This window comes from Cupriavidus gilardii, from assembly GCF_017598945.1.
In the GTDB taxonomy this organism is placed as follows: Bacteria; Pseudomonadota; Gammaproteobacteria; order Burkholderiales; family Burkholderiaceae; genus Cupriavidus; species Cupriavidus gilardii_E.
Genome location: NZ_JAGFTW010000040.1, coordinates 23,367 through 40,946, shown reverse-complemented (window position 1 = coordinate 40,946; position 17,580 = coordinate 23,367). Strand labels below are relative to the sequence as shown.

The window sequence follows — 17,580 nt, the reverse complement described above, 5'->3', positions numbered from 1 at the left end:
CCCCCACTCGTACTACATGTCTTTTTTTTTGATCAACGGGGACCACCCCGAGACCTGCTCTACCCTCTTCGCCGGCAGGGTCGGATGTGTATAAGAGACGGGGCCCGAACCGCCCCGCCATCTGGCCTGGGTGCTCGGGCTGACCGAGACCATTTCGTGGGGCACGCTGTACTTCACCTTCACGGTCTTCATCGAGCCGATGAGCCAAACGCTAGGCTACGGCAAGCCGTTCCTGGCGGGCGGCTATTCGCTGGGCCTGCTGGTGTGGGCGCTGTGCTCGTTTGCGGTCGGGCGGCTGCTCGATCGCGCGCCGGCGCGATGGGTGATGGGGACCGGCTCGGTACTGGCGGGGCTCGGCCTGATGCTGTGGGCATGGAGTCCCAACCCGACGCTGTTCCTGCTGATGTGGGTGCCGCTCGGGCTGGCGATGGCCACCACGCTGTACGAGCCGGCCTTCGTGGTGCTGCGCCAGGCCTACGGCGACGGCTACCAGAAGTCGATCGTCATCGTGACGCTGGTGGCGGGCTTTGCCAGCACGATCTTCATTCCGCTGGCGCAATGGCTGGTGTTGCATATCGGCTGGCGCGGCACGCTGCTGATCTTCGCCGCGCTGAACCTGCTGGTCTGCGCGCCGCTGCATGCGCGGCTGCGCTTCACGCCGCATCCGACCTATGCCAGCGTGCAGCCGGTCGCGCCGCTGGGCGGCGGCTCGCCCGGCATCGCTACGCTGGCGCTGCGCGATCCGGTGTTCTGGTCGGTGGTGCTGGCCTTCACGGCGCTGGCCGTGGTGGCCTCGCTGCTGGGCGCGCATCTGATCCCGATGCTCAACGAGAAGGGCCTGCCGGTCGGCGAGCAGCTGATGGTCGCCGCGCTGATCGGGCCCGCGCAGGTGATCGGCCGGCTGGCGATGGCGCGCATGCCGTCGCGGCAGCCGGTGCGGATCGCCTTGCCGGTCTATGTGGTGATGGGCCTGGGCCTGCTGACGCTGGCGCTCGGGCACGGCAAATGGCTGATGCTGGCGGCGGTACTGTACGGCTGCGCCAACGGCATCAACACGATGCTACGCGCGATGGCGATGCCCGAGCTAATCTCGCGCCATCACTATGCGACGCTGAACGGGCTGATGATGACGCCGGTGCTGCTGATGCAGGCGATCGCGCCGTGGCTGGGCGCGCTGCTGTGGAGCGCGGCCGGCGGCTATTGGCTGATGTTGTGGGTGATGGTGGCGCTGGCACTGGCGGCGCTCGGCGCATTCGCCTACGCGCTGCGCCGGCGCGGCATGCTGGGCGCGCCGCCGGCCGCCGCCTAGCCGGCCCGCCCAAGACTCACGCGGCGGCGGCGCCCATGCCCTCGAAGACGAAGGTGTCCATCGCCAGCACGCCGTAGGTCACCGCGTCGGTCGCGCGGGCGACCTCGGCCGGCCTGGCGGGCGCGGTGCGCTCTGCGCGGTCTGCGGGGTCTGCGGGACCCAGCGCGGCGCCCAGCGCGACGAAGAACGGCAGCAGATGCTCGTCGGTCGGATGCGCCCGGCGCGCATGCGGGGCCTCGCTGCGATAGCGCGCAATGCGCGCGGTATCGCCGGTGCGCAGCGCCTCGTCCAGCGCGTCGGCCATCCAGCCGCGAAACGCCTCGACATAGGGCTCGGCCGCGCCGCCGTGCTGACTGGGCCGTTCGTCGCCGAACACCTCGCGCAGGTTATGCGTGAAGCTGCCCGAGCCGACCACCAGCACGCCCTCGTCGCGCAGCGGCGCCAGCGCGCGGCCGATCGCGATCTGCACGGCCGGGTCCAGGTAGGGGTTCAGCGCCAGCTGCACCACCGGCACGTCGGCATCGGGGAAGAAATACCGCATCGGCAGCCAGGCACCGTGGTCCAGCGGCCTGGTCTCGTCCAGCGCGACAAAGCCCGCGCCGGGAATGCCGGCCGCCTCGACCAGCGCCTTCACGCGCCCCGCCAGCGCCGGCGAACCGGGCGCATCGTAGCGCAGCGCATAGAGCTGCTGCGGGAAGCCGCCGAAGTCGTGCCAGGCTTGCTGCCGCTCGGCCGCGGTCACGGCCAGCGTGCTGTAGATCCAGTGCGCCGAGATCACCAGCACCGCACGCGGCTGCAAGGCCCGCAGCCGCGCTCCCAGCGCATCGAACACCGGCCCTACCGGACCGGGTTCGATCGCCAGCATCGGCGAACCGTGGGAGACATAGAGCGCGGGCAGCATGGGGAGTCCTTTCGACAACGCGGATTCGTGGAATACCGCGGTAGTTTGACAAATCCCCACCGCGCGGGCGTGAAGCGTTGCGGACGCCTCAGTCAAAAATTTTGAAATTCAGCGTTGCGGCGATGTCCCCCTCCAAGCGAGGCGAACTCGCACTAACATGGCGGCTGCCTGTCGCGGCCAACTGGGCCCGCCTACCGAAACAATGGAGACACGATGACCGCCATGCCCGCCACCGCCAAGCCAAAGCAAGCCGCACCGGCGCCCGACACGCCGCTGACGCGCTGCGGCTGGTGCGGCACCCTCGAGGACTATTGCCACTATCACGACAACGAGTGGGGCTACCCGGTCGACGACGACCGCCGCCTGTTCGAGAAGCTGTGCCTCGAGGGCTTCCAGGCCGGCCTGAGCTGGCTGACGATCCTGCGCAAGCGCGAGGCCTTCCGCAAGGCGTTCGCCAACTTCGACGTCGAGAAGGTGGCGCGCTTCGGCGAGCGCGACATCGAGCGCCTGCTGGGCGATGCCGGCATCGTGCGCCATCGCGGCAAGATCGAGGCCGCGATCAACAACGCCCAGCGCGCGCTCGAACTGCTGGAGACGGAATCGTCGCTGGCCGCCTATCTGTGGCGCTACGAGCCCGATCCCAGGAGCCGGCCCGCGGTGCTGACGCCCGAAGTGCTGCGCACGATGACAACCTGCCCGGAGGCGACCGCGCTGTCCAAGGACCTGAAGAAGCGCGGCTGGCGCTTCGTCGGGCCGACCACGATGTATGCGCTGATGCAGGCGATGGGCATGGTCAACGACCACCAGCAAGGCTGCTGGGCCCGCGAGGAAGCGCAGCGACGACGGGCGGCGTTCAAGGTGCCACGCTAAAGCACGCGGGCGAACGGACAAGCGGACGCCCCGGATGCGATGCGGCGCGCATTACGTGCGTAAACGCACGCCCGGGTCCCGCTCGACGCAACGGTTCCCCATCATCTTTAATGATTGTTTACGTATACGTAGATAGTAGTAGTAGGTAAACGGCGCCCTCGGCAGTGGATAAGGGCGCCGCGCCCTTGCGGCACAAGCGCTGGCGGACGGGATAAGCCCCAGGGGAAAACCCGACGTATACGGGATAACCCGATGCCTTCCGGTAAACGGGTTCGATGCGCGCTGGACTTGTCCGCCCGCGGTCCACAGGCGCCCCACACGCTGCCCAGCGCTTGTCCCTTGTGCGACGCACAGGACAGGCACAGGGTTGTCCCCGGAGTTATCCCCAGGTCGCCGTTGCGGCGGCCCTGTATCACCCTGTATGGTTCAGTGGCCTTCAGTGGGAGCTGGGCCGCAACGCCCGCCGGCCCCGCTGCACCAGCATCACGCCGGCCAGCACGATGGCTCCGGCGATCACGCCGCCCACCAGATTGATCAGCAATGGCCCAAGCCAGGACAGGAAGGGACCGACGCCCGGTATCCCTGCGAGCCATTGCGCGGCGCTCTCCTCCAGATGGTGGGCCCACGGCAGACCGTGGACCAGGATGCCGCCGCCGACCAGGAACATCGCGATGGTGCCCGCCACCGACAGCGTCTTCATCAGCATCGGCGCCAGCCGCAGCAGGCCGTCGCCGATGCGGCGGGCGAAGCCGTTGGCGCGGCCGCTCAGATAGAGCCCGGCATCGTCGAGCTTGACGATGCCGGCCACCAGGCCGTAGACGCCCACCGTCATCAGCAGCGCGATCGCGGTCAGCACGGCCAGGCGGGTGCCGAACGGCGCGTTGGCCACCGTGCCCAGCGAGATCACGATGATTTCGGCCGACAGGATGAAGTCGGTACGGACCGCACCCTTGATCTTGTCCTTCTCCAGCGCCACCAGATCGACCGCGGGATTGGCGGCAGCCTGCCGCAGTGCCACCCGCTCGACCGCCTCCCTGGCCCGCTCGGTCGGCTCGGCGTGGGCGGGCAGGAAGCGGTGCGCGAGCTTCTCGAAGCCCTCGTAGCACAGAAACGCGCCGCCGATCATCAGCAGCGGCGTCACCGCCCATGGCGCGAAGGCGCTGATCGCCAGCGCTGCCGGCACCAGGATCACCTTGTTGCGCAGCGAACCGAGTGCCACCGCCCACACCACCGGCAGCTCGCGCTCGGCCTTCAGGCCGGTTACCTGCTGCGCGTTCAGCGCGAGGTCGTCGCCGAGCACGCCGGCGGTCTTGCGCGCGGCGACCTTGCTCATGGTGGCGACGTCGTCGAGGATCGTCGAAATATCGTCGAGCAGCGCAAGCAGGCTGGCACCGGCCATCAGCGACCTCCCCGCGGCAACTGGCCGGCAACGGCACGGCGATCGAAACTCGGCATGGTTCGGACTCCTGATATGGATGGAGAAACGGCGAGGCGGGCGCTGCGCCGGCAGCCGCCAACGGATGCGAGGTGGCGCCGCCATCGCGCCATACTGCCATAGCCGGCGGGGCTTCCAGCATGCCGGCCATGTCGGATTTTGTCTGATTTTTTTACGTCACTTGGGTCTGCTAGCATCGGACGTCATGCGCAGGCACCGGGCGGCTTTTGCGCCGGCGCCCCCGCCCCTCCCATCCACCCGGTCGCCCATGCCTCTATCCCTTGCGCGCAGCGATCTGCTGCGTACGCTCGTCATTCCCCTGCTGCTGGCCGCCCTGCTGGTCGCGGACCTGCTGACACCGCTCGGCGTGGCCGAATGGATCTTCTATCTGCTGCCGATCTGCCTGTGCGTGTTCGTCGACCGGCCCATGATGCCGCTGTGGACTGCGGCCGGCGCGACCCTGCTGATCGCCGCCGGTTATATCTTCTCGCCGGGCGGCGGCGACCCGACCGTCGGTCTGATCAACCGCCTGTGCGGCGTCGTGGTGATGTGGTTCCTGGCCGCGGCGATCTACCGCTATATCGCCAGCCAGCTGCAGATGCGCCGCTTCGTCTGGCTGCACGAAGGCCAGGTGCGCGTGGTGCAGCAGACCCGCGGCCTCGATACCCCTGCCGAAGTTGGCAGCGCGCTGCTGCGCGCGCTGGTACCGCTGGCGCAGGCCCAGGCCGGCGTGGTCTACCAGCTCGAGGATGGCAGCCTGAAGCGCATCGCCGGCTGGGCCGCGCCGGCGGACACACCCGAGCGCCTGGCGCTGGGCGAAACCCTGGCGGGGCAGGCAGCGAGCGAGAACCGGCCGCTGATGGCTCGCGGGCTGTCCTCGCACTATCTGCGCCTGGGCTCCGCGCTCGGACGCGACGTGCCGCAGGCGGTGCTGGCCGCGCCGTTGACCTCGGACGGCCATGTGATCGGCGTGGTGGAGCTCGGCTTCGCCGCCGCGCAGCAGAAGCTGGACGACACCGTCGAGCTGATCGGCCGCATCGCCGAGGCCGCCGGCGTGGCGCTGACCGCGTCCGCGTATCGCGCACGGCTCGAAGCGCTGCTGGCGCAGACCCAGCGGCAGGCCGAGGAACTGCAGGTCCAGCAGGAAGAGCTGCGCGTCTCCAACGAGGAACTGGAGGAGCGCGGGCGCGCGCTGATGGAATCGCAGGCACGGCTGGAAACGCAGCAGGCCGAGCTCGAACAGAGCAACGTCCAGCTGGAGGAGCACACCCAGCTGCTGGAGGCGCAGAAGCGCGACCTGCTGCAATACCAGGCCGAGCTCGCGGCCGGCGCGCGGGCGCTGGAGCGTGCCAACCAGTACAAGTCCGAGTTCCTGGCCAACATGTCGCACGAGCTGCGGACGCCGCTGAACAGCGCGCTGATCCTGGCCAAGCTGCTGCAGGACAACAAGGAAGGCAACATGACGCCGGAGCAGGTGCGCTATGCCGCCACCATCCATTCGGCGAACACCGACCTGCTGAACCTGATCAACGACATCCTCGACCTGTCGAAGATCGAAGCCGGCCATCTGACCGTGCAGCCCGAGCCGGTCGATATCGAGGCGGTGGTCGGCGGCCTTGCGCAAGGGTTCGCCCCGATCGCCGCGCAGAAGTCGGTGCAGTTCCGCATCGAGCGCGCCGCCGATCTGCCGGCGACGCTGGTCACCGACAACGTGCGGCTACAGCAGATCCTGCGCAACCTGCTGTCCAACGCATTCAAGTTCACCGAGCGCGGCGAGGTAGCGCTGTCGATCGCCCGCGACGGCAGCGACGGCGTGCGTTTCTCGGTGCGCGATACCGGCATCGGCATCCCGAAGGACAAGCAGGCGATCATCTTCGAGGCGTTCCAGCAGGCCGACGGCACCACCAGCCGGCGCTATGGCGGCACCGGCCTGGGCCTGTCGATCTCGCGCCAGCTGGCGCAGCTGCTCAACGGCACGCTGGCGGTCGACAGCGACCCGGGCATCGGCAGCACGTTCACGCTGACGCTGCCGCTCGAATTCGTCGGCCCGGCCGCGCCGACGGCCGCGGTGTCCTCGGTGCCACCGGCGCCCGCGGCGGTGCTGGAGGCCGCGGCGCAAATGGCGGCCGAGGGCGGCATCGACGTGACCGAAGCGCTTACCGCGCCGCAGCCGGCTCCGGTGCCCGACGCAGTCGCCGCCGCGCCGGTACCCGCGCCAAGGCCCGCGACGCCGTCCACGCCGATCACCATCAGCGCGCCCCCGCTCCATACCATGCTCGGCCCGGCGCCGATCGACGATGATCGCGGGCGCCGCTCGCGCGGCAATCGCCTGATCCTGGTGATCGAGGACGATGTCGCCTTCGCGCAAATCCTCTACGACCTCGCGCACGAGCTGGACTTCGACTGCCTGCATGCGACCACCGCGCAGCAGGGGCTGGAACTGGCGCGCGAACACCAGCCCTGCGGCATCCTGCTCGATGTCGCGCTGCCCGACCATTCGGGCCTGACGCTGCTGGACTGGCTCAAGCGCGACCCGGCCACGCGGCATATTCCGACCCATCTGGTGTCGATCAGCGACCATGCCGAGGCGGCGCTGCATCGCGGCGCGATCGGCTACACGCTCAAGCCCAGCGGCCGCGACGATCTGGCCAGCGTGATTCGCGAACTGGAAGCGCGCATGGCGCGCGGCGGCATGCGCACGGTGCTGGTGGTCGAGGACGACGCCACGCTGCGCGAGAGCATCCGCGCGCTGCTGCAATCGGCCGACATCGACATCGTCACCGCCGACACCGTGTCCGCGGCGCTGGCGCGGCTGTCGGAACGCCGCTTCGATTGCGTGGTGATGGACCTGGCGCTGCCGGACGGCTCGGGCCACGACCTGCTCGAGCAGATGGCGGCCGACGCCTCGTACTCGATGCCGCCGGTGATCGTCTACACCGGCCGGCAGCTGTCGGCCGAGGACGAGCAGCAGCTGCGCCGCCATTCGAAGTCGATCATCATCAAGGGCGCGCGCTCGCCCGAGCGGCTGCTCGACGAGGTCACGCTGTTCCTGCACAGCGTGGAATCGGCGCTGCCGCCGGAACACCAGCGCATGCTGCGGGCGGTGCGCAGCCGCGACGACGCCTTCGAGGGCCGCAGGCTGCTGCTGGTGGAAGACGACGCGCGCAATATCTTCGCGCTGTCGAAGGTGATCGAACCGCTCGGCGCGCAGGTCGAGATCGCGCGCAACGGCCGCCAGGCCCTTGAAATTCTCGACGGCCGCGACGATATCGACCTGGTGCTGATGGACATCATGATGCCGGAGATGGATGGGCTGACCGCGATGCGCCACATCCGCCAGGATGGCCGCCACGCGCAGTTGCCGATCATCGCCCTGACCGCCAAGGCGATGTCGTCCGATCGCGAGGCCTGCCTGCTCGCCGGCGCCAACGACTACATCGCCAAGCCGATCGATATCGACAAGCTGCTGTCGCTGTGCCGGGTATGGCTGCACGGACGCTGACCCCTCCCGCCGCGCCTTCGACCGGCTCGGCACCGGCCGACGATGCCTTCGCGGCCGTGCCCGTGGACGATTTCGACATCGAGCTCGAACTGCTGCTCGAGGGGATCTTTCGCAAGTACCAGCACGATTTCCGCGGCTATTCGCGCGCCTCGCTGCGGCGCCGGCTGTCGCAGGCGCTGCGCGACCTGAAGCTCGACACGCTGTCGCAACTGCAGGACCGCATGCTGCGCGATCCGGCGCTGTTCGCCCGGCTGTTCCAGTACCTGACGGTGCAGGTCAGCGAGATGTTCCGCGACCCGTCGTACTTCCGCGCGATCCGGGAGCACGTGGCGCCGGTGCTCAAGACCTATCCGTCGATCACCGTGTGGGTGGCCGGCTGCAGCAGCGGCGAGGAGCTGTGGTCGCTGGCGATCCTGTTCGCCGAGGAAGGCCTGCACGAGCGCACCACCTTCTATGCGACCGACATCAATCCAGCGGCGCTGGCCGAGGCTCGCGCCGGGGTCTACGATGCCGGGCGGCTGCGCGGCTTCGGCCGCAACTACCTGGCCGCGGGAGGCCGGCATTCGCTCGGCGACTACTATCACGCCGCCTATGGCAAGGCCAAGTTCGACGCCAGCCTGGTGTCGCGCGCGGTGTTCGCCGACCACAGCCTGGCGACCGACAGCGTGTTCCAGGAAGCGCAGCTGATCTCGTGCCGCAACGTGCTGATCTACTTCGACCGCGCGCTGCAGGACCGCGCGCTCGGCCTGTTCCGCGACGCGCTGGTGCGCCACGGCTTTCTTGGGCTGGGCAGCAAGGAGACGCTGCAGTTCAGCGCGCACGCCGAGGCGTTCGAGGCCGTGATGCCTTCGGACCGGCTGTACCGGAAGCGATGACCGGATGAAGGCGCCATGAACGCAGCGCAAGCCCACCCGACCGCATCGCCGCCGCGTTCGCCCGAAGCCGTCGTCATCGGCGGCTCGGCCGGCGGCATCGAGGCGCTCAACGTGCTGCTGCCGATGTTGCCGGCGGCCTTCCACCCCGCGCTGATCGTGGTGCTGCATCTGCGGCCCGATAAGCCCAGCCTGCTGCCGCAGCTGTTCTCGCTGCGCTGCGCGCTGCCGGTCTGCGAGGCCGAGGACAAGATGCCCGTGCGGCACGGCCACCTGTATCTCGCGCCCCCGGACTATCACCTGCTGGTCGAGCGCGACAGCCTTCATGGCGACCCTCGCGGAGATCATGCCGAGGGCGTGCGGCTCGCGCTGTCGGTCGATCCGCCCGAGCGCTTTTCCCGCCCGTCGATCGACGTGCTGTTCGAGTCCGCCGCGCATGCCTGGCGCGATGCGTTGCTCGGCATCCTGCTCAGCGGCGCCAACGACGATGGCGCGCGCGGGCTCGAGACCATCCGCCAATGCGGCGGACGAACCTGGGTGCAGGCCCCGGATACCGCGTCGGCGGAAACCATGCCGGCAGAAGCGATCGCGCGCGGCGCGGTCGACGAGGTACTGACCCTGGAAGCGATCGGCAGCCGGCTGCGGCTCGCCGTCCACTGAAACCTTGCCATGTCCGCTCCCATCAAGATCCTGACCGTCGACGACATCGCCAGCAATCTGACTGCGCTCGATGCGGTGCTGGCGCGGCCCGACGTCGAGCTGGTGCACGCCAACTCGGGCCCGCAGGCGCTCGACCTGCTGCTGGAACACGAGTTCGGCCTGGCCATCCTCGACGTGCATATGCCGGGCATGGACGGCTTCGAGCTGGCCGAGCTGATGCGCGGCAGCACCCGTACCAACCATATCCCGATCCTGTTCCTGACCGCGGCCGGCTACGACAGCCAGCGCACGTTCAAGGGGTATGCCACCGGCGCCGTCGATTTCCTCTACAAGCCGCTCGACGCCAACATCCTCGCCGCCAAGGTCGATGTGTTCGTGCAGCTGGCGCGGCAGAAGCAGCAGCTGGCCGAGCAGCTCGCCACCACGCAGCGCCTGCTGAAGGCCAACGAGATGCTGATGGCGGTGCTGGCGCACGACCTGCGCACGCCGCTGTCCGCGATCCTCGCCTCGACCTCGTTCCTCGAACGCTTCTGCCACGACCAGAAGACCGCGCCCGCCGTCGAGCGCATCCGCCGCAGCGGCACCCGCATGGTGCGGATGGTCGATCAGCTGCTCGACGTGGCGCGGCTGCACGGCGGCCGCATGCAGCCCGCGCTGCAGCGCGAGGACCTGCATGCGTTGTGCGCGGCGATCGTCGACGAACACGAGACCCGGCACGGCAAGGGCCGGCTGCTGCTGGAGCGCGTCGGCGATACGGTGGCATCGGTCGATCCGGGGCTGCTGTCGCAGGTGCTGGCCAATCTGATCGGCAACGCGCTGCAGCACGGCGACGCCGCGGTGCCGGTGCGCGTGCGCATCGAAGGCGCGGACGGACGTGTGACGGTGGCGGTCAGCAATGGCGGCACCATTCCGCCCGAGCTGCTGCCGCATCTGTTCGACGCCTTCCGCTCGGGGCGCTCGGCGTCGGAATCGGAGGGGCTCGGCCTGGGCCTGCATATCGCGCGGGAACTCGCGATGCTGCATGGCGGGGATATCGAGGTGGTGTCGCGCGAAGGCATGGGGACGACCTTCACGGTGTGGGTGCCGCGTCAGGGCGCCGCGTAGCCGGTCTTCCGGTCTTCGGCCGCCTCGTTTTTCGGCTGCCCCGTTTGTCGGGTGGCTTCGGTTGCGCCGTCATTCGGCGCGCAGCACGCGCGCCATCTGCTGCGCGGCCTCCTGCAGCACCGGCACCGCGCGCAGCAGGCCTTCCAGCGGCACGCGGGCCGTAGGCGCGTGGCAGGCGATCGCGGCCAGCACCGGACGCGCGGCCGTGCCCGCCGTGCCGTTGGCTCCCTCCGGCGCAAACTCGCGCACCGGCACCGCCACCGCCGTCATGCCCCGCACGAACTCCTCGTTGTCGACGCCGATGCCGCGCGCGCCGAGCCGGTCGAGCTCGGCCTCCAGCAGCGACAGATCCGCCAGCGTGCGCGGCGTATTGCGCGTCAGCACCAAACGCTGCAGCGTCTGCTGCCGTTCGAGCCGGCTCATCGCCGACAGGAACAGCTTGCCGCTGGCGGTGCAATGCAGCGGCACATGGATGCCCGGCGACAGCTGCAGCCGCAGCGGCTCGTGTGTTTCCACGCGCTCGACGTAGAGCACACGATCGCCGTCCAGCGCGGTCAGATTGCAGGTCTCGCCCAATGCCGCCACCAGCCGGCCCAGAATCGCGCGGCATTCGCGCAGCAGCGGCGGACTGCGCAAGGTCTGCAGCGCCAGCCCCGCCGCCCTCGGCCCCGGCACGAAGCCGCGTTCGGCCGGCATCTGCAGCACGAAGCCGGCGCGCTCCATCGCCGCCAGCAGGCGCATCAGCGTGGTCTTCGGCACGTGCAGGCGCTGCGACAGCTGCGCCAACGTCTGCGGATGCTGCGCGCGGGCGAGCGCGTCGAGCACCATCAGCACGCGCAGGCTGCGCGCGTCCTCATCGGCCGCCCCGGCCTCTGCTGCGCTGCGATTCTGAAACGGAATTTGCACGTTCTGTTTCACTTTCCGCGCCTCCACGCGTATTGCCTTTCCATTTGCGGGTCGACAAATAAAATCGGGACAAGTCGTTCCATTATAAGAACGTTGCCGGCAGACCTCGGGGCCAATCCGCCCCGGGCAAACCCTGCCGGCAACACCCGATCAGGAGACAGCGACGATGTCGCAAACCGTTGACTACATCGTGGTGGGCGCCGGCTCGGCCGGCTGCGTGCTGGCCAACCGGCTCAGCGAGGACGGCCGCCATGCGGTATGCCTGCTCGAAGCGGGACCGCCGGACCGCTATCCGTGGATCCATATCCCGATCGGCTACGGCAAGACGATGTTCCACAAGCAGGTCAACTGGGGCTTCCACACCGACCCCGATCCCAACATGCTGAACCGCCGGATCTACTGGCCGCGTGGGCGCACGCTCGGCGGCAGCAGCGCGATCAACGGCCTGATCTACGTGCGCGGGCAGCGCCAGGATTACGACCACTGGGCCGCGCTCGGCAATCGCGGCTGGAGCTGGGACGACTGCCTGCCCTACTTCCGCAAGCTCGAGAACAACGACCTTGGCCCCGGGCCGACGCGCGGCACCGATGGCCCGCTGAACGCGACCTCGATCGATCGGCGCCATCCGCTGGTCGATGCCTTCATCGAAGCCGGCGAGGCGCTGGGCCTGCCGCGCAAGGCCGATTTCAATACCGGCGACCAGGAAGGCGTCGGCTACTACCAGCTGACCACGCGCAAGGGCTGGCGCTGCTCGACCGCGGTGGCGTATCTGCGGCCGGCGCAGTCGCGCCCGAACCTGCGCATCGAGACCGGCGCGCATACCACCGCGATCCTGTTCGAAGGGCGGCGCGCGGTCGGCGTGCGGTATATGCAGAATGGCCGCCAGCACGTGCTGCGCGCGCGCCGCGAGGTGCTGCTGTGCGCGGGCGCGCTGCAGTCGCCGCAGCTGCTGCAGCTGTCCGGCATCGGACCATCGGGCCTGCTGCGCGAATTCGGCGTGCCGGTGGTGCACGCGCTGCCGGGCGTCGGCGAGAACCTGCAGGACCATTTGCAGATCCGGCTGATCTATCGGGTGGCCAAGCCGATTACCACCAACGACCAGCTGCGCTCGCTGTTCGGCAAGGCGCGCATGGGGCTCGAATGGCTGTTGTGGCGGCAGGGGCCGCTGGCGATCGGCATCAATCAGGGCGCGATGTTCTGCCGCGTGCTGCCGCAGGAAAGCGCCACGCCCGATACGCAATTCCACTTCGCCACGCTGTCGGCCGACATGGCGGGCGGCCAGGTCCATCCGTTCTCGGGCTGCACCTATTCGGTGTGCCAGCTGCGGCCCGACTCGCGCGGCACCGTGCGGATCCGCTCGATCGATCCGCTCACGCCGCCGTCGATGCAGCCCAACTATCTGTCGGCCGAGCTCGACCGGCGCAGCGCCATCGCCGCGGTCCGCTTCGCGCGCCGCGTGGCGCAGACCGAGCCGATGCGCACGCTGATGCAGGCGGAATTCCGGCCCGGCGACGCGGTGCAGTCGGACGACGAGATCCTGCATTTCTGCCGCGAGTACGGCGCCACCATCTTCCATCCGTCGGGCACCGCCAAGATGGGCCCGGCCAGCGATCCGCTCGCGGTGGTCGACCACCGGCTGCGCGTGCATGGCGTGGCGGGCCTGCGCGTGGTCGATTGCTCGGTGATGCCGACGCTGGTGTCGGGCAATACCAATGTGCCGGTGGTGATGATGGCCGAGCGCGCGGCAGACTTTATCCGCGAGGATGCGCGGACGGAAACGGTCAGCGAGATCGTCGGTGGAGCGGCGGGCGGTGCGAACCTATGCGAGCCAGAGCCAGAGCCAGAGCCAGAGCCAGAGCCAAAGCCAGAGCCCGAACCCGAGCGCGAGACCGCCCGCGGCATTGCCGAACCCGTCTGATTCGGCCGCCCCGCCATCGACATCACGGCATCGCCGACGCAACTGTGCAGCGAACCCGGGCTCGGTTCGCTGCGTCACCGAAGGCCGAGCCCCAGCAGCGAGAGCGCCCGCATACTCGTTCCACCAAGGGCGCCGTCAATCCAAAGGAGACAAGCATGGCAAGCCCCAATGAGCAGGCGGTACGCAAGGTGGCGATGGCGTCGGTGATCGGCGCCACCATCGAGTGGTACGACTTCTTCCTGTACGGCGTCGTCGCCGGCATCGTGTTCAACAAGCTGTATTTCCCGGCGGGCGATCCGGTGGTCGCCACCATGCTCGCCTACACCACCTTCGCGGTGGGCTTCATCACGCGGCCGCTCGGCGGCGTCATCTTCGGCCACTTCGGCGACCGCATCGGCCGCAAGAGCATGCTGGTGATCACGCTGATGATCATGGGCGTCTCGACCTTCCTGATCGGCCTGGTGCCGACCTACGACAGCATCGGCCTGTGGGCGCCGATCCTGCTGCTGTTGCTGCGCGTGCTGCAGGGCATCGGGCTCGGCGGCGAATGGGGCGGCGCGGTGCTGATGGCCTACGAATACGCGCCGCCGGGCCGCAAGGGCTTCTATGCGTCGCTGCCGCAGATCGGGCTGTCGCTGGGCCTGTGCCTGGCCTCCGGCGTGGTCGCGCTGCTGTCGCTGACGCTGACCGACGCGCAGTTCCTCAGCTGGGGCTGGCGCGTGGCCTTCCTGATCTCCGCCGGCATGGTCTTCGTCGGCATGTATATCCGGCTATCGATCAAGGAAACGCCCGAGTTCACCGCGGTCAAGCAGCGCAACGCCGAGACGCGCATTCCCTTCGTCGACATGATGCGGCGCTACCCCGGCAATATCCTCAAGGGCATGGGCGCGCGCTATATCGACGGCGTCTTCTTCAACGTCTTCGGCGTCTTCTCGATCAGCTATCTGACCCAGACCGTCAAGATCACCCGCACCGAAGCGCTGACCGGGGTGATGGCCGCCGCCATCGTGATGTGTTTCTTCATCCCGTTCTTCGGCCACCTGTCGGACCGCATCGGCCGCACGCGGGTCTACTTCTGGGGCTCGCTGGTCACCGCTTGCTCGGCCTTCCCCGCGTTCTGGCTGATGCTCAACGGCGGCGGCAACGTGATGCTGCTGTGGCTGGCCATCATCGTGCCGTTCGGCATCTTCTACGCCGCGGTCTACGGGCCCGAGGCGGCGCTGTTCTGCGAGCTGTTCGACGCCAAGGTCCGCTACACCGGCATCTCGTTCGTCTACCAGTTCTCGGGGATCTTTGCGTCGGGGATCACGCCGATCATTGCCACCGCGCTGCTGAAGTCGGGCGAAGGCAAGCCGTGGCAGATCTGTGCTTACGTGATGTTTGCCGGGTTGGTGTCGGCGGTGTCGGCGGCGTTGATTGGGCGGTCGTCGGGGTCTGGGGAGGTACGCGAGGCGTCAGGGGTGGCCGCGGCGCCTGCCAGGCCGATGCGTTAAACGTTAATCGTCGACCAGGGCCGGAGCCGCAGCTTCGGCCTTTTCTTCCACCAGGAACTTGACGTTCAAGGTCGTCCACTCGCTGGACCGGATCACCAGCCGATTGCCCTCGATCGGGTAGAAGCGCCCGTGCTCCTCCAGCCCGCGCCCACGGTCATCGGTCAATTTGCGCCGGGACGCGGCCGACAGGATGATCCGCTCCAGCTCCCCATCGCTCTTGAACTCGAAATCTTCCAGCAGGCCGGTGTAGAGATACGACTGGTCCTTCATCGGTACGACGGCGCTGACGACCACCATGGCGCCGTCGCTGATGCCGGAATCGATGCCGCTGAAGAGGTAGTACCAGGGCGCCTGCTGCCGGAAAAAACCGCTCGCCCAGCTGTTCGGATGGTCCAGCTGGAATCGGCTGACCAGCCCTCGGCGCAGCATGGCCAGCACGAAGGCGAGGCCGAACGTCCCAGCGAAGTAACCGAACACCGGCCAGGGATGTTCGTTCAGCCATTCATAACGGTGCGGCGGGACGCTGGCTGCCGCGGTACCGCCTGACAGCATGCGCAAGGCGTCGCCGAGATAAAGCTGGTAGCCGAAATATTCGGTGGCGGCGAGCCCGACCGCGGCATCGACGATCAGCGCCAGCACGATGGACTTGATGGCCGTCGCCCCGAAGGGCGTCATGTCGGCTTCGCGCGCCTCTCGGGCTTGACTGTAGTGGTGGTAAAGAAAGCCCGGCGCGACCAGGAAAAACAGCAGGATCGCGGGCAGCGCGATGTTCAAGATCAGCCCTGCGCGGGAATCAGCTTCAGCTTGACCTCGCGCTCAACGCCCTTGGCGGCGTCCCGGATCTTGAACGTCCTGGTGGAGTTCAGCTTCCCGGTGGCAATGAACTCGCGCAGCGCCTTGTCGCTCTCGGGATCGTTGCGGATCAGCTTGACCGTGGTCCTGACAGTGGCTTTCATCGCTTGCCCTCCAATGGGAAAAGTATAGTCGACGTGCCGTGGACGGCATCGGAGATCAGCGGACGTGGAAATCAGCCCCTAGAAACAGACTCAGCCGCACCGAAGCGCTGACCGGCGTGATGGCCGCGGCCATCGTCATGTGTTTCTTCATCCCGTTCTTCGGCCACTTGTCGGACCGGATCGGCCGCACCCGCGCCTACTTCCGGGGTCGGTGGCAAGCGTGCCAACAGCGTCGGCGCGGCAGAGGCGATGAACCTGTCTCCCTGGAAGAGTCTGGGCGGCTTCAAAGTGCCATCTTCCACTGCCGTAGTACACCTACCGTTTGTGTCAGCCCTTGCCTGAGGAGGACATCGAGGTACTCATCGGCGCTCTTTGGCGGATTTCTTAAAGAGCGCCGATGATTCGCCGCAGCCTGGCAGACGAGAGAGGGATGCAGATCGAGCAGGTCGAAGATGAAGTCGTCCGGATGCTGCGCGCAAATCTGGTAGGGCCGCAGGCTCTCGGCGGGGAAATCCTTGAGGTTGAACGTGACGATCAGGCTCGCGCCGGCCTGGATGGCAGCCGCGACGACGTGCCTGTCGTTGGTATCCGGCACGCTGATGGAGGGAATCAGATGCTCGAAGTTGGACACAAGGCAGTCTCGTACATTGGCGTTCATCAGCTCGCGTGTTCGCTCCAGAACTTCCCCGCTTAGGTCGGGACGGTCGCGCAGGACAGCGCGCATCCACTCGTCGTGTATCAGGTTGGTCCAGCGCGCCCGGAACAGGTCGGTCATCGCCAGCCACATCAGGAAGTCGCGCAGCGGTGCCGAATAGAGGACGCAGGCGTCGTACACGACGGTGAAGTGGGAGCTCATTCATATCCCATGTTCAGTTTCTGCGCCTGCTCGGCCAGAGCCTCCAAAGAACGTCGGCGCTGCCCGTCGATGCGTTCCTTGTAGTCGAGCACGTCCTGATAGCGCACCCGCCGATGCGTACCAATCCTGTGAAACGGAATCTCCCCGCGCTCGAGCAATTGAACGAGGAACGGGCGGGAAACGTTCAGCACATCGGCGGCTTCCTGCGTGGTCAATTCGGCATGGATCGGGATGATGCTGACCGCGTTCCCTTCGCCAATCTCCGTCAGCACATCGATCAGCAATCGAAGCGCAGATACCGGCAGCCGTACGGCATGCGACGAACCCTTGTCATCGATGATCTGGATTCGCTGCGTATCGGCCCGCGTGGCAAGGACGGCCGACAGGGTGCGCCCGGATTCGCGCGCAAGTACGGCTTCTTCGGGAGAAGGCAAGGGAGTCGCCAAGGGGGTGTTCGTCGCCATTTCGTTCTCCTGTTCAGTGCGAGCCAGTATAAACGAAACAAACGAACAATCGAAACAAACGAAACGAAGCCCGCCCGCGGTGGGCGAGACCGGAATATCCATTCTCGGCTGTGCCAGGCACCCATGCGCAACAAAGTAACCCGTCGGTTTGAGGGTACGCATGTGCGCATAGCATTGGCGGGTTTCGTTGGTGTTTGGCAGGAGCGCCGATGCGGGCTGCTGGAAATGGCCACGTTCCATCGCCCGAATATGACCATGCCTATCCCACAGCGTCGACTTCAACGCCGCAGTGCAGTTTAGGTTTTGGCGTACACGGCGGCCGCCGGCCCAAATG

The 17,580-nt window shown here is 67.7% G+C and carries 14 protein-coding genes and 1 pseudogene; 8 read left to right on the top strand and 7 right to left on the bottom strand.

The genetic code is table 11. The features are described 5' to 3' along the window. Positions 1 to 121: 121 nt before the first annotated feature. A complete protein-coding gene (locus J5T34_RS14805) occupies positions 122 to 1,309 on the top strand; it encodes an MFS transporter (RefSeq protein WP_208580385.1) in 1,188 nt (395 codons plus the stop codon). 16 nt (positions 1,310 to 1,325) lie between these two features. Here the strand turns inward: J5T34_RS14805 and J5T34_RS14800 are convergent, their stop codons facing one another. Further along, positions 1,326 to 2,210 carry a DODA-type extradiol aromatic ring-opening family dioxygenase gene (locus J5T34_RS14800; protein WP_208580380.1) on the bottom strand — a complete coding sequence of 295 codons (885 nt, stop codon included), beginning with the start codon at positions 2,208 to 2,210 and terminating at the stop codon, positions 1,326 to 1,328. A gap of 222 nt (positions 2,211 to 2,432) precedes the next feature. Here J5T34_RS14800 and J5T34_RS14795 point away from each other — a divergent pair, with 222 nt between their 5' ends. Next, complete coding sequence (locus J5T34_RS14795) at positions 2,433 to 3,080, top strand: DNA-3-methyladenine glycosylase I (protein ID WP_208580384.1); 648 nt, start codon at positions 2,433 to 2,435, stop codon at positions 3,078 to 3,080. Positions 3,081 to 3,516: 436 nt separating this feature from the next. On the opposite strand, the gene J5T34_RS14790 is transcribed toward J5T34_RS14795, so the two are convergent. After that, the gene (locus tag J5T34_RS14790) at positions 3,517 to 4,479 is read right to left on the bottom strand and encodes a DUF808 domain-containing protein (protein ID WP_208580379.1); all 963 of its coding nucleotides are present in this window, start codon (positions 4,477 to 4,479) and stop codon (positions 3,517 to 3,519) included. Positions 4,480 to 4,783: 304 nt separating this feature from the next. Here J5T34_RS14790 and J5T34_RS14785 point away from each other — a divergent pair, with 304 nt between their 5' ends. The 4 genes from J5T34_RS14785 to J5T34_RS14770 are packed head-to-tail and all read left to right on the top strand — an operon-like array spanning position 4,784 to position 10,653. Continuing rightward, positions 4,784 to 8,017, top strand: a complete 3,234-nt coding sequence (locus J5T34_RS14785) for a response regulator (protein ID WP_208580378.1) — start codon at positions 4,784 to 4,786, stop codon at positions 8,015 to 8,017. Then, positions 7,999 to 8,892, top strand: coding sequence for a CheR family methyltransferase (locus J5T34_RS14780; protein ID WP_244258921.1), 894 nt, complete (start codon positions 7,999 to 8,001; stop codon positions 8,890 to 8,892). Before J5T34_RS14785 ends, J5T34_RS14780 begins: the two co-directional genes overlap by 19 nt. Before the next feature lie 15 nt (positions 8,893 to 8,907). Further along, positions 8,908 to 9,549: a chemotaxis protein CheB gene (locus J5T34_RS14775; protein ID WP_208580377.1), complete on the top strand. Its 642-nt coding sequence runs from the start codon at positions 8,908 to 8,910 to the stop codon at positions 9,547 to 9,549. 9 nt (positions 9,550 to 9,558) lie between these two features. Next, positions 9,559 to 10,653, top strand: a complete 1,095-nt coding sequence (locus J5T34_RS14770) for a hybrid sensor histidine kinase/response regulator (RefSeq protein WP_208580376.1) — start codon at positions 9,559 to 9,561, stop codon at positions 10,651 to 10,653. Positions 10,654 to 10,722: 69 nt separating this feature from the next. On the opposite strand, the gene J5T34_RS14765 is transcribed toward J5T34_RS14770, so the two are convergent. Beyond that, positions 10,723 to 11,571 (bottom strand): IclR family transcriptional regulator, encoded by an 849-nt coding sequence (locus tag J5T34_RS14765; RefSeq protein WP_208580375.1) that lies wholly within the window; start codon positions 11,569 to 11,571, stop codon positions 10,723 to 10,725. A gap of 154 nt (positions 11,572 to 11,725) precedes the next feature. Between J5T34_RS14765 and J5T34_RS14760 the strand changes: the two are divergent. Together J5T34_RS14760 and J5T34_RS14755 are read left to right on the top strand one after the other, a co-directional pair. Beyond that, positions 11,726 to 13,336, top strand: a pseudogene (locus J5T34_RS14760) (GMC family oxidoreductase); the annotation flags it as partial. A gap of 296 nt (positions 13,337 to 13,632) precedes the next feature. Next, on the top strand, positions 13,633 to 14,970 hold the full coding sequence (locus J5T34_RS14755; protein WP_208580374.1) for an MFS transporter: 1,338 nt from the start codon (positions 13,633 to 13,635) through the stop codon (positions 14,968 to 14,970). Between the two features lie 3 nt (positions 14,971 to 14,973). Here the strand turns inward: J5T34_RS14755 and J5T34_RS14750 are convergent, their stop codons facing one another. From J5T34_RS14750 to J5T34_RS14735, 4 genes are all read right to left on the bottom strand, one after another. Further along, positions 14,974 to 15,744 (bottom strand): DUF6338 family protein, encoded by a 771-nt coding sequence (locus J5T34_RS14750; protein WP_208580373.1) that lies wholly within the window; start codon positions 15,742 to 15,744, stop codon positions 14,974 to 14,976. Between the two features lie 2 nt (positions 15,745 to 15,746). Then, positions 15,747 to 15,926, bottom strand: coding sequence for a hypothetical protein (locus J5T34_RS14745; RefSeq protein WP_023265082.1), 180 nt, complete (start codon positions 15,924 to 15,926; stop codon positions 15,747 to 15,749). 283 nt (positions 15,927 to 16,209) lie between these two features. Next, positions 16,210 to 16,782, bottom strand: a complete 573-nt coding sequence (locus tag J5T34_RS14740) for a PIN domain-containing protein (RefSeq protein ID WP_208580372.1) — start codon at positions 16,780 to 16,782, stop codon at positions 16,210 to 16,212. Further along, entirely contained in the window at positions 16,779 to 17,528 is a 750-nt protein-coding gene (locus J5T34_RS14735; protein ID WP_208580371.1) for a helix-turn-helix domain-containing protein, read from the bottom strand. The genes J5T34_RS14740 and J5T34_RS14735 overlap by 4 nt, the downstream gene beginning before the upstream one ends. Positions 17,529 to 17,580 lie beyond the last annotated feature (52 nt).